General features: G+C 53.6%; 11 protein-coding genes. 4 read left to right on the plus strand and 7 right to left on the minus strand.

All coding sequences use genetic code 11. From position 1 onward, the window contains the following. Positions 1 to 6: 6 nt before the first annotated feature. Positions 7 to 1,437 (minus strand): DNA recombination protein RmuC, encoded by a 1,431-nt coding sequence (gene rmuC / locus SK33_RS23130; protein WP_003017901.1) that lies wholly within the window; start codon positions 1,435 to 1,437, stop codon positions 7 to 9. A 140-nt stretch (positions 1,438 to 1,577) separates the two neighbouring features. Then, on the minus strand, positions 1,578 to 2,339 hold the full coding sequence (gene udp, locus SK33_RS23135; protein WP_003017903.1) for a uridine phosphorylase: 762 nt from the start codon (positions 2,337 to 2,339) through the stop codon (positions 1,578 to 1,580). Positions 2,340 to 2,604: 265 nt separating this feature from the next. On the opposite strand from udp, the gene SK33_RS23140 reads away from it, so the two are divergent. Then, positions 2,605 to 3,411: a dienelactone hydrolase family protein gene (locus tag SK33_RS23140; RefSeq protein WP_048220148.1), complete on the plus strand. Its 807-nt coding sequence runs from the start codon at positions 2,605 to 2,607 to the stop codon at positions 3,409 to 3,411. A gap of 54 nt (positions 3,412 to 3,465) precedes the next feature. On the opposite strand, the gene metE is transcribed toward SK33_RS23140, so the two are convergent. Continuing rightward, positions 3,466 to 5,727, minus strand: a complete 2,262-nt coding sequence (gene metE, locus SK33_RS23145; protein WP_048220146.1) for a 5-methyltetrahydropteroyltriglutamate--homocysteine S-methyltransferase — start codon at positions 5,725 to 5,727, stop codon at positions 3,466 to 3,468. Between the two features lie 235 nt (positions 5,728 to 5,962). Here metE and metR point away from each other — a divergent pair, with 235 nt between their 5' ends. Next, complete coding sequence (metR, locus tag SK33_RS23150; RefSeq protein ID WP_003017908.1) at positions 5,963 to 6,916, plus strand: HTH-type transcriptional regulator MetR; 954 nt, start codon at positions 5,963 to 5,965, stop codon at positions 6,914 to 6,916. On the opposite strand, the gene SK33_RS23155 is transcribed toward metR, so the two are convergent. The 3 genes from SK33_RS23155 to pldB form a co-directional block, all read right to left on the minus strand. Beyond that, positions 6,804 to 7,703 carry a carboxylate/amino acid/amine transporter gene (locus tag SK33_RS23155; RefSeq protein WP_032950638.1) on the minus strand — a complete coding sequence of 300 codons (900 nt, stop codon included), beginning with the start codon at positions 7,701 to 7,703 and terminating at the stop codon, positions 6,804 to 6,806. The genes metR and SK33_RS23155 overlap by 113 nt on opposite strands. A gap of 75 nt (positions 7,704 to 7,778) precedes the next feature. Then, positions 7,779 to 8,579: a sugar/pyridoxal phosphate phosphatase YigL gene (gene yigL, locus SK33_RS23160; RefSeq protein ID WP_003017910.1), complete on the minus strand. Its 801-nt coding sequence runs from the start codon at positions 8,577 to 8,579 to the stop codon at positions 7,779 to 7,781. A gap of 15 nt (positions 8,580 to 8,594) precedes the next feature. Continuing rightward, on the minus strand, positions 8,595 to 9,611 hold the full coding sequence (gene pldB, locus SK33_RS23165) for a lysophospholipase L2 (RefSeq protein WP_003017911.1): 1,017 nt from the start codon (positions 9,609 to 9,611) through the stop codon (positions 8,595 to 8,597). A 110-nt stretch (positions 9,612 to 9,721) separates the two neighbouring features. Between pldB and rhtB the strand changes: the two genes are divergently transcribed. Continuing rightward, positions 9,722 to 10,342, plus strand: coding sequence for a homoserine/homoserine lactone efflux protein (gene rhtB / locus SK33_RS23170; RefSeq protein ID WP_048220144.1), 621 nt, complete (start codon positions 9,722 to 9,724; stop codon positions 10,340 to 10,342). 162 nt (positions 10,343 to 10,504) lie between these two features. Continuing rightward, positions 10,505 to 11,389, plus strand: a complete 885-nt coding sequence (locus SK33_RS23175; RefSeq protein WP_048220142.1) for an Rpn family recombination-promoting nuclease/putative transposase — start codon at positions 10,505 to 10,507, stop codon at positions 11,387 to 11,389. A 38-nt stretch (positions 11,390 to 11,427) separates the two neighbouring features. Here the strand turns inward: SK33_RS23175 and rhtC are convergent, their stop codons facing one another. After that, on the minus strand, positions 11,428 to 12,048 hold the full coding sequence (gene rhtC, locus SK33_RS23180) for a threonine export protein RhtC (protein ID WP_048220140.1): 621 nt from the start codon (positions 12,046 to 12,048) through the stop codon (positions 11,428 to 11,430). Between the last annotated feature and the right edge of the window lie 60 nt (positions 12,049 to 12,108).

The raw sequence follows: 12,108 nt of genomic DNA on the forward strand, positions 1-12,108 counted from the left end.
AATGGACTAGTTTGATTGCTGATTTACCGCTTCACCATCAGGGTAAGACGCATCTTGTTGCGTCTCAGGGACCGAGCGCAAACGGTACTCTTCATCCTGCGTAGTAGCTTGTTCAGCCAGCTCAGGATTAATCTCGCGCTTAATTTCCACCCCTAAACTGCGAAACGCTTCTGCCTGCGACAGGACGTTTCCACGGCCTGAAGAGAGTTTTTTCATCGCCTGTCGGTAGTTGTCCTGGGCTTTGTCCAGGCTTTGACCTATTGCCGACATATCATCCACAAACAACCGCATCTTGTCATAAAGTTTGCTGGCCCGATCGGCAATTTGTTGCGCATTACGACTCTGATGCTCGTAGCGCCACAGGTTGGCGATCGTGCGCAATGCCACCAACAGCGTGGTAGGACTCACCAGCATAATGTTATTTCTAAGCGCTTCGGTAATCAGTTCGGGCTGTCTGTCGAGCGCCAGCAAAAAAGCGGGCTCAACGGGGATAAACATCAGCACATAGTCAAGCGTACGCAGCCCCGGAAGCTGCTGATAGTCTTTGCGGCCCAGCAGACGAATGTGGTTGCGCACCGAGGCGATGTGCTCCTGCAACGCGCTCTCACGGGTGAATTCATCTTCAGCGTTAAAATAGCGTTCATAGGCGACCAGCGTCATTTTCGCATCAATCACCACATCTTTGCCCTGCGGTAATCGGACAATAACATCTGGCTGCATCCGCGAACGGGCGTCGTTTTCGATGCTGACCTGGGTTTCGTATTCATAGCCTTCGCGCAGACCAGAAGCCTCAAGCACCCGCGTGAGTACCACCTCGCCCCAGTTCCCCTGCGTTTTGTTATCACCTTTTAATGCCCGCGTCAGGTTTACCGCTTCCTGTGCCATCTGCGCATTCAGCTGCTGGAGATTACGAATTTCGTGCGCCAGAGTATGACGTTCCTGTGCCTCTTTACCAAAGCTGTCCTGAACCTGGCGTCGAAAACCGTCCAGTTGTTCGCGAAGCGGTGCCAGCAGGCTGTTCAGGCTTTGGCGATTTTGCTCATCTACGCGGCGATTGCTGTGCTCGAATATACGGTTCGCCAGATTTTCAAACTGCTCGCTCAGGCGCTGTTCGCTGTTGATCATCTGACGGATCTTATCTTCCGCATGCTGTTGCGTTGCTTCCAGCCGGGTAGTGACTTCACGGAGATCAGCTTCCAGAGAGGTGTTGATACTGTGCAGGCTGCGCAATTCGTTATTAAGCAGTTCGCACTCATCACGCCAGTGGGCTTCCTGTGAGAGTTGTTGCCGGGCGGCACTTAGCGCGATATCCAGTTCACGTCGTTCTTCGATGAGATCGGCACGGATCCTGTCGGCGTGTGCTTTTGTTGCCAGCCACCCAACCAGCAGCCCTGCGGCTAACGCCAGCACGGCACTCATCATAATTGAAATATCCACAACGCCCCCTTACAGCAACGACTTACCCGCACAAAATAGAATTGTGCTGTATAAACGTCCAGTTTAAAAGGAATTTCCTGCGAGGTACTACGCAAAATAAAAAGGCCGAACGCGTCGGCCTTTTTGAATAGACGGGAGAATTACAGTAAACGACGCGCAGCTTCCACCACGATTTTTACCGCATGGCTTTCTGTTTGTTTCATCGTTTCCGCATTAGGGATCTCTTGCTGAGTACGGTTCACGATAACACCCGCGACCATACCGGCACGCAGACCCTGGCTTGCGCACATGGTCAGCAGCGTGGCAGATTCCATTTCGTAGTTCATAACGCCCATAGACTGCCACTCTTCCATCGAGCCTTTGAAACGGCTCACGACGCGACCAGAGAAGGTGTCGTAACGTTCCTGGCCCGGGTAGAAGGTGTCAGAAGATGCGGTAACGCCCACGTGGGTTGTGGCGCCGATAGATTTCGCCGCTTCCACCAGCGCAGTGGTGCACTCGAAGTCCGCAACGGCCGGGAACTCCATTGGCGCGAAGTGCAGGCTTGCGCCGTCCAGACGGACAGACGCCGTGGTAACCAGGACATCGCCCACGTTGATATGCGGCTGGATAGCGCCAGTCGTACCGATGCGCAGGAAGGTACGAATGCCCAGCTGTGCCAGTTCTTCTACGGCAATAGAGGTTGACGGGCCGCCGATACCGGTAGAGCAAACGATCACGGCTTTACCATCCAGCTCAGCACGCCAGGTAGTGAACTCGCGATGAGATGCCAGCTTAACCGGCTTATCCATCAGCGCGGCGATCTTTTCCACCCGCTCCGGGTCGCCAGGGACGATAGCAAGCGTAGCCCCTTGTAAGTCGCTCTTAGTGAGGCCGAGATGAAAAACATCAGACTTAGACATAAAAACTCCTCTGTGAATCGGTTTTGTCAGAAGAAGCAAAAATACACTTTACCGAAGGCATGAACATATTTTCGTGACAGTCATCACTCTGATGTAAATAAATTGCATTCAATTACCATCAAACAGTGATGTATATCACATAAATGATGCGATGTAAGGAAGCCCTGCACAAAAGATAGCCCGTTTAAGGCAATGTGGTTCGTTGCATGTGTCTATAGTTAACAATGCGCTTTTTGGCTGAATATTTAAGGGTACGGAGAATACCATGACAACACGACAATCTGGCTTTGCACCTGCTGTATCTCCACCGACGTCTACCACGGTTCACACTCCGGATAACGAAATTATCGCCGGTGTAACGTCCATACCTTCACAAGGCGATGATATGCCAGCGTATCACACACGACCAAAACAAACCGATGGCCTGCTTCCCGTGGTCATTGTCGTGCAGGAGATTTTTGGTATTCATGAGCACATTCGTGACGTTTGCCGCCGTCTGGCTCTGGAAGGGTATCTGGCTATCGCACCAGAACTCTATTTTCGCGAAGGCGATCCCAATGACTTTGCCGATATCCCCACGTTGCTCAGCGGCCTTGTCGCCAAAGTGCCTGACTCTCAGGTACTGGCCGATCTGGACCACGTCGCCAGCTGGGCCTCCCGCAACGGAGGAGATGCGCACCAACTGATGATCACTGGATTCTGCTGGGGTGGACGCATTACCTGGTTATATGCCGCACATAATCCGCAGTTAAAAGCGGCCGTGGCGTGGTATGGCAAACTGGTGGGTGATAAAACCCTCAACTCGCCGAAACATCCCGTTGATATCGCAACCGATCTTAACGCCCCCGTTTTGGGACTTTATGGCGGCCAGGATACCAGCATTCCGCAAGATACCGTTGAAACAATGCGTCAGGCGCTACGCGCCGCCAATGCTAAAGCGGAAATCGTGGTCTATCCCGATGCCGGACATGCGTTCAACGCCGATTATCGCCCGAGCTATCACGAAGAGTCCGCGAAAGACGGCTGGCAGAGAATGCTGGAGTGGTTCGCGCAATACGGTGGGAAGAAATAATTCCCGCCAGGCAAACCAATAAACAAAACGGAGGCATCAGCCTCCGTTTTGTTTTTACGCCTGACGCAGATTCTGCGCCGCTTTAACCATGTTTGCCAGCGCGGCGCGGGTTTCCGGCCAACCGCGCGTTTTCAGACCGCAGTCCGGGTTCACCCACAGACGCTCTGCCGGAATACGCTGCTCGGCTTTCTTCAGCAAAGCTTCAATCCACTCCACGCTCGGGACGTTCGGCGAGTGAATGTCGTAGACGCCCGGCCCGATTTCGTTCGGATAGTCGAACTCTTCGAACGACTCCAGCAGCTCCATATCAGAACGTGAAGTCTCAATAGTGATCACGTCCGCGTCCAGCGCCGCAATGGAGTCCATGATGTCGTTGAACTCGCAGTAACACATGTGGGTGTGGATCTGGGTTTCATCCTTCGCCACTGCCGCGTTAATGCGGAAAGCCTCCACGCCCCATTCCAGATACGCCGCCCAGTCGCTGCGACGCAGCGGTAAACCTTCACGCAGTGCCGGCTCATCAATCTGGATGATGCCGATCCCCGCTGCTTCCAGATCCGCAACTTCATCACGCAACGCCAGCGCAATCTGCTTCGCGATGGTTTCACGCGTCACGTCTTCACGCGGGAATGACCAGCAAAGAATGGTCACCGGACCGGTCAGCATACCTTTTACCGGTTTGTCGGTCAGCGACTGGGCATACTTCGCCCACTCCACGGTGATCGCTTCCGGGCGGCTGACGTCGCCAATGACTACCGGTGGCTTCACGCAACGGGAGCCATAGCTCTGCACCCAACCGTTCTGGGTAAAGACAAACCCGTCCAGATGCTCACCAAAGTATTCCACCATGTCGTTACGCTCGGCTTCACCGTGTACCAGCACGTCGAGCCCCAGACGCTCCTGTTCGGCGATCGCCTGTTTGATATGTTCCGCGATACCGGTGCGGTAGTTACCGGCATCCAGGTTGCCCTTTTTGAAGTCCAGACGCAGGCCGCGAATTTCGGTGGTTTGCGGGAATGAGCCGATTGTCGTGGTCGGCCATGCCGGCAGATTAAAGCGGGCACGTTGCGCCTCGGCGCGAACCGGGTAAGCGTTGGCGCGCTGGCTGTCCTGGGCGGTGATTGCCGCCAGACGTTTTTCCACTGCGGCGTTGTGGACACGAGTAGAGTGACGACGAGCCTGAATCGGTGCGCTCCATTCGACAATTGCCGCCGTATCACCGCTGTTCAACGCATCACGCAGCAGTGCCAGCTCGCCGCATTTTTGCAGGGCGAAGGCAAACCAGCTCTTCACCTCTGCATCAAGGCGGGTTTCCACGCTGAGATCGATGGGGCTGTGCAGCAGGGAGCAGGAAGAAGCCACCCACAGGTCACGTTTCCCAACGATATCTTTAATTTGCGCATATTTTTCGCTGAGATCGGCGCGCCAGACGTTGCGTCCGTTCACCAGGCCCGCTGACAGCAGCCAGTCGGCAGGCAGACGTTTGTGCAGCTCGGCGACATCATCTTTACCGTGCACGAAGTCAACGTGCAGTCCCTGCACCGGCAGCGCGGTAATGGTATTCAGGTTTGGCGTTACGCCTTCGAAGTAGGTGGTCAGTAGCAGCTTCACCTGGCCCTGCAGGGCATCATAAGCCGGTTTAAAGGCATCCAGCCACGCTTGCGGCAGCTCCAGTACCAGTGCCGGTTCATCAATCTGCACCCACTCAATACCCCGTTTTGCCAGCTCAGACAGCACCTGCTGGTAAACCGGCAGAATGTCGTTCAACAGACTCAGGCGGTCAAACTGTTCGCCCTTCACTTTCCCCAGCCACAGGTAAGTTACCGGCCCCAGCAGCACAGGTTTCACCTTGTGCCCGAGCGCCAGCGCTTCGTCTACTTCATCCAGCAGTTGCGTCCAGGTCAGTTTGAACTGCTGACCTTTGGTGAACTCCGGTACCATGTAGTGATAGTTGGTGTTAAACCATTTGGTCATTTCTGCCGCCGCCGCTGGCTCACCGGTCGGTGCGCGGCCACGGCCAATGCGGAATAAGGTATCGATATCAACCGAACCGTCTTTGTTCTGATGACGAGCCGGAACGTTGCCGAGCAGCAGGCTGGTAGTCAGCACGTGATCGTACCAGGCAAAATCACCTACCGGCAGCAGGTCAACACCCGCCTGCTTCTGCTGATCCCAGTGGCGGGCACGCAGCTCGCGGCCAACGGTCAGCAACTCTTCACAGGAAGAATTTCCCGCCCAGTAGCTTTCTTGCGCTTTCTTCAACTCGCGACGCAGGCCAACGCGAGGGAAACCGAGGGTGTGATTCAATATTGTCATTTTTCTTCCTCTAATTATATGTAAATCCTATGGATTTTGAATTTAGGGAAGGCGGCAAGTTTACTCATCCCTAGGAGCTTACTGAAGTAAGTGACTGGGGTGGGGAAACGAAGCCAACGCACCATAAATTTAAAAGACGAAGGATTTTAGCCGTCCAGATGTTTACACATCTATATTTGGCAGTTACTGTATATTCCTCAAGCGCAATTTGTTCATGCCGAAGTGAAGGACTTTCATGATCGAGATTAAACACCTGAAAACGCTCCAGGCGTTGCGGAATAGTGGTTCGCTGGCAGCCGCCGCGGCGACGTTGCATCAGACCCAATCCGCCCTTTCTCACCAGTTCAGCGATCTGGAGCAGCGCCTTGGCTTTCGACTTTTTATCCGTAAAAGCCAGCCTCTGCGCTTTACGCCGCAGGGAGAAATCCTGCTGCAGTTAGCCAATCAGGTGTTGCCGCAAATTGGTCGCGCGCTGCAGGCTTGCAACGAACCGCAGCAAACCCGGCTGCGAATCGCAATTGAATGTCACAGTTGTATTCAATGGCTGACGCCCGCGCTGGAGAATTTTCGTGCCAACTGGCCACAAGTGGAGATGGACTTTAAATCCGGCGTGACGTTCGATCCGCAACCAGCGCTACAGCAGGATGAGCTGGATCTGGTATTAACCTCCGACATCCTGCCGCGCAGCGGATTGCACTACTCACCGATGTTTGATTTTGAAGTCCGCCTGGTACTGGCGCCGGACCATCCGTTGGCCAGCAAAACGCAAATCACGCCGGAAGATTTGGCCAGCGAGACGCTGCTCATTTACCCAGTGCAACGGAGTCGACTGGATGTATGGCGGCATTTCCTGCAGCCTGCAGGTGTTAGTCCGTCGCTGAAGAGCGTGGATAACACCCTGCTGCTGATTCAGATGGTTGCAGCCAGAATGGGTATCGCGGCGTTACCGCACTGGGTGGTGGAGAGTTTTGAACGCCAGGGTTTAGTAGTGACTAAAACCCTGGGTGATGGATTGTGGAGCCGACTGTACGCCGCCGTGCGTGATGGCGAGCAGCGACAGCCGGTCACAGAAGCGTTTATTCGCTCAGCGCGGAATCACGCCTGCGATCACCTGCCGTTTGTGCGGAGTGCGGAACGACCCACTTTCGATGTACCCACAGTGAAGCCACTATCACAGCCGCACCAATGATGAAGCTTGGCCAGTGAGGTTGTTGATGCCAGATAGCCAGGTTAACCAACAGCCCGGCCGGGACATGCATATTGTTCATGATGCCCAGCGTGCCCGCATCCACCTGGGTCGCGCCGTAGTTCCACATAAAGTAACCAATGCCGGACGCTGCCACGCCAAGAAAGACCAGAATTCCCCACTGTAGCGTGGTTGCAGGCATTTTCTGCGCATTGCCCAGCATGAACCAGGCCACTACCGCCACCATAAAGGCCCCCATGTAAAACCAGGCAAAGGCGTTGTGCTGCGGCATTGGCCGCGTTTCCATCAGACGTTTATAGCCCACCATACCAATAGCAAAGCTGATATTGGACAACTGTACCAGCAGCAGACCGGTCCAGAAGTGGCTGGTCACCTGATCGTAACGAATTATCCCCGCGCCAATCACCGCCAGTAACGCACTAAAGGCATAACTCCAGCGCAGACGACGTCCGCTCATCAGGTCATAAATCAGCGTGATGTAGAGCGGCGTCAGCACGGTGAAAAGCAACAGCTCTGAAACCGTCAGATACAGGTAGGCGTGAAAACTCAGCATATACATAATGCCAAGCTGCATGGCCCCCACCAGCATATACAGCGCGATCGTTTTTACGCTGTGCCCACGGGTTCGTAAAAACGGCAGGAACACCAGCGCCGCGAGTCCAACGCGCACCAGCACCGCAAAATAGCTATCGACATGACCGGCAAGGTACTCGCCAAACAGGCTGAAGGAAAATGCCCACAAAATAGTGGTAATGATGAGTAGCGCCACAATGGATGTCTCTTAGAACAGGGAACATCCATTGTAGCGGAGAGTTTAGTTGACAACTGGTCAACTAAAGAACAATCACTTTAAAAAGAGATCGCGCAGGTAGTGCGGCACGGCATCGTCGGCGTTGAGTCCGATGACTTCCAGCTCCGGATGCAGATCCTTCAGGCGCTGGTGGGCATTGCCCATGATGCAGCCTTTGCCCGCCATGGAGAGCATTTCCGCATCATTCATCCCGTCGCCAAAAGCGATGCAGTCTTTCAGGCTGTAGCCCATCGCTTTCGCTACCGCTTCCAGCGCATGACCTTTCGACACGCCGCCCGCCATGACTTCCAGACAGGTAAGCGTAGAGAAGCTGACGTTGACGCGATCGCCCCAGCGGGCGTTAATCGCCTGCTCCAGCGGTAGCAGTCTTTCGTGAGAGTCGGTGGTGAAGAACACTTTGCTGACGCCTTCAGGCTCCAGTAATGCAGGTTCAAACAGGGAATAATTAAACACTGCTTCTTTGAAGAATCGCATTTCGTCCGGACGATGGCGATTCATAAACCATTCATCATCGCGATAAACGTTGGTCACGATGTCCGGGTTTGCATTCACTACGCCAAACAGGTCGCTGGCAATGTCGCGATCCAGGTTATGTGAAAAAACCAGATTCCCGTCAGAATCATGCACCCGCGCGCCGTTGGACGTGATCATGTAGGTTTTAATGCCGAGGTTATCGCGAATTTGCCCCACATCAACATGATGACGGCCAGTCGCAAACACGAAGTTAACGCCGCGAGCGGTCAATAACTTCAGCGTCTCTTTGGCATAAGGGGACAGAGTATGGTCGGGGGAAAGCAGCGTACCGTCTAAATCAGACGCAACAACCTGATACATAAGAAAATTCAACCTCTAGGCAAAGCGGGTTCCGCTGGATGAGTTATGCTTGTCGAAAAATTCGACAATAGCGTTAAGCGCGACTGAGCGCATGGCGTCCTTTTCAAAAAGGATCTCATGGTACGCGCCTTTTATGACAAGCGGCTGACCTCCTTCTACAGGATGGCCCGCTGCGGCGCGGAGTTCACAAAAACGATCGTGCATGCGGTTATCCACTACACGTTCTTCTTCAGCCTGAATCAGCAGCGTCGGCGTCGCATCATCCCCAGCGCCAGCCAAAACCTGTTCACCAGCCAGAATCCCTTCGCGTACCCAGTGATAGGTGGGACCGCCAACGCGCAACCGCGGCTCATCAGCATAGAAGCGTAGATTGCGCCGATAGCGCTGTCGACTATGGGTTAACGCATTCATACCGAACGGCAGCGCCCGCCAGCGCCCAGTTCCCATCGCATAGCCTTCGCGGATCCGCGGATGCCCTTCAGCCCAGTCCAGAATGTGGCGCACCATCCAGTCGGGAAAGCGCATCACAATACCAAACATCGGTGCACAAAGCGCGATGGCATCACACTGATTCGGGTGGCGCTGCAGGAATAATGTGGCAATCGCCCCGCCCATTGAATGCGCCAGGATATAGCGTTTTCTCCACGGGCCGGGTAGCACCTCCTGCTGCCAGAAGGCGGTTAGATCGTCGACATAGTCATTAAAGTTATCGACATGACCGCGATGTGGATCCGAAAGCATTCGCCCGGAACGCCCCTGACCACGGTGATCGATAATGAGCACGTCAAAACCAGAATGAAACAGGTCATACGCCAGTTCAGCGTATTTCACATAGCTTTCAATGCGTCCAGGACAGACGACGATGACGCGATCGTTTTTTTCTGCATGAAAACGCACAAAATGTACGGGGATATCATCCACACCCGTAAATTCCGCTTCTTCCCGCTGACGCCAGAAATCTGTCAGTGGCCCCATGGAAAAAGCAGCAAACGCGTTTTCTCTTGTTTCCCAGTCCTTTTGCTGCTGAAACATCGGGTATCCAGCCTCGCTGACCAAGTAAAATCGTTTTTTTCGCCGTCGCTGATACAACCTAACGGCAGTAGCGTATTGTGGCATAAAAATAGACAATCCGGGAGTTTCTCATGACCTTTGAATGGTGGTTCGCCTACCTGCTGACCTCTATTATTTTGAGCTTGTCTCCAGGCTCTGGCGCAATCAACACTATGACCACTGCCATCAGCCATGGTTATCGCGGTGCCAGCGCGTCGATTGCAGGTTTACAGACAGGGCTGGGCATTCATATCGTTTTGGTAGGCGTGGGGCTAGGAACGCTATTTTCACGTTCGGTGATCGCGTTTGAGGTGCTGAAGTGGGCGGGAGCGGCCTATCTGATTTGGCTGGGTATTCAACAATGGCGGGCTGCAGGCGCTATCGATCTGAACACCATGGCGAATACACAATCACGCAGTCGCCTGTTCAAACGCGCGGTCTTTGTGAATCTGACCAACCCCAAGAGCATTGTTTTTCTTGCCGCCCTGTTCCCGCAGTTTATCCTGCCGCAGGAACCGCAACTGATGCAGTACGTGGTGCTTGGCGTTACGACCATCGTGGTCGATATCATTGTGATGATCAGTTACGCAACGCTGGCCACGCGCATTGCTGGCTGGATTAAAGGGCCAAAGCAAATGAAGGCGCTGAACAAAGTGTTCGGCTCGCTGTTTATGCTGATAGGCGCCCTGCTGGCATCGGCAAGGCATGCCTAGCCAATGGAACGGCACTCGCAAAGAAATGCTAACAGTATGAGCGTCTGAATATGACTTTCCGTACTTAGCCGCAAAGGAGGAAAAGTCTTTTATTCTGTGCTGTTAGGTGTTGAATACCAGAGTAAGAATGCCGCCACTCTCACTTCTCACGGATGATGGACGATGGCGGAAGCAACGACACCCCATGACGCAGTATTTAAGACCTTCCTCTCCCGCGTGGAAACCGCGCGGGACTTTATCGAACTTCATCTTCCTCCCTCGTTAATCAAAATCTGCAAACTGGAAACGCTCCGTCTGGAATCAGGCAGTTTTGTGGAGGACGATCTGCGCCCCTATTTCAGCGATATTCTCTACTCACTGGAAACCACCAGCGGGCATGGCTATGTACATGTGCTCATCGAGCATCAAAGCTCACCTGACAAGCATATGTCATTTCGCCTGATGCGCTACGCTATCGCAGCGATGCAGCGTCATCTTGAGGCTGGAAACGACACTCTACCGCTGGTGATTCCAGTGCTCTTTTACCATGGTAAGCAAAGCCCATGGCAAGGCTCAATGAACTGGCTGGATCACTTTGAGGATTCGGGAACCGCCCTTCAACTTTACAGCACACCGTTTCCGTTGGTGGATGTGACGGTTATTCCAGATGATGAAATCATGCAGCATCGCAGTATGGCGGCGCTGACATTAGTACAAAAACACATTCGCCAGCGCGACATGGCACAACTGCTGGATAAGCTTACCCGCCTGTTTATGCTGGAGAAGATGAGCGGACAACAAATAACCGTGCTGGTAAACTACATGGTGCAAGCAGGGAATACACAAGATGTTCAGACATTATTGTATAAGCTGGCACAGTGTGTGCCGCAGCATGGAGACAAACTGATGACAATGGCGGATCAACTAAAGCAGATAGGCCGCGAAGAGGGCAAACGTATTGCCATACTGGACATAGCAAAAGCAATGCTCAAGCGAGGTCTTGATACCGATGCGATTATGGAAATGACCGGCCTTTCGAAGGATGAATTACAGAAGCTTGTGCAATAAACCGTACTCCGCCCGGGACTCCCAGGCGGGTAACAAACTTAGCGCGAAATAATCAGATGGATGCCGAAACCCGCGAACAGCGCGCCAGCAAAACCATCAATCCACTTCGCCAGACGCTGATAGCCACGACGCATTTTCGGCAGCGCAAACAGGCTGGCGACCACGGTAAACCACGCCAGCGTTTCCACGATAATCAGAGCAAAAATCCCCCAACGCGCGCCCGTTCCCACGTTATCGCCAACGAACAATGAGAAGACGGAGCCAAAATAGATAATGGCTTTAGGGTTCGCCAGGTTGGTCAGCAGACCTTTCAAAAAGCTGCGTCCGCTCTGCGCCAGCTCCACCTGCGGAGTGGGAGCTGCAACATCCTGTTTTTTAAACGCGCCGCGCAGCATCTGGTAGCCCATCCAGCACAGATACAGACCCCCACCTACCATAATAATGGTGTGCAGCCAGGCCATTTTTTCGATAATCAGATGCAGGCCGAGCAGTGCCACACCTGCCCAGACCATGACACCATAGGTAATACCCAGCACGCCCATCATCGCTTCTTTGCGCGAACGACTAACCGCAGTTTGAGAAACAAAAAAGAAATCGGGACCGGGACTCATCAGCGCAACGATGTGCACCAACGCAACGGTGAAAAATAGCGTTAACATAAAAATGACTCGCGGGGGAATAGTTCAGTGAGTCACCATCCTGGCACTTTTTTGCCCGGC

The organism is Citrobacter sp. MGH103, assembly GCF_001034475.2.
GTDB lineage: Bacteria > Pseudomonadota > Gammaproteobacteria > Enterobacterales > Enterobacteriaceae > Citrobacter > Citrobacter freundii.

Bases quoted from the DNA above. Each gene is read 5' to 3' on its own strand.
- udp (WP_003017903.1), bottom strand. From the start codon at position 2,339: ATGTCTAAGTCTGATGTTTTTCATCTCGGCCTCACTAAGAGCGACTTA.
- SK33_RS23140 (WP_048220148.1), top strand. From the start codon at position 2,605: ATGACAACACGACAATCTGGCTTTGCACCTGCTGTATCTCCACCGACG.
- metE (WP_048220146.1), bottom strand. From the start codon at position 5,727: ATGACAATATTGAATCACACCCTCGGTTTCCCTCGCGTTGGCCTGCGT.
- metR (WP_003017908.1), top strand. From the start codon at position 5,963: ATGATCGAGATTAAACACCTGAAAACGCTCCAGGCGTTGCGGAATAGT.
- yigL (WP_003017910.1), bottom strand. From the start codon at position 8,579: ATGTATCAGGTTGTTGCGTCTGATTTAGACGGTACGCTGCTTTCCCCC.
- pldB (WP_003017911.1), bottom strand. From the start codon at position 9,611: ATGTTTCAGCAGCAAAAGGACTGGGAAACAAGAGAAAACGCGTTTGCT.
- rhtB (WP_048220144.1), top strand. From the start codon at position 9,722: ATGACCTTTGAATGGTGGTTCGCCTACCTGCTGACCTCTATTATTTTG.
- SK33_RS23175 (WP_048220142.1), top strand. From the start codon at position 10,505: ATGGCGGAAGCAACGACACCCCATGACGCAGTATTTAAGACCTTCCTC.
- rhtC (WP_048220140.1), bottom strand. From the start codon at position 12,048: ATGTTAACGCTATTTTTCACCGTTGCGTTGGTGCACATCGTTGCGCTG.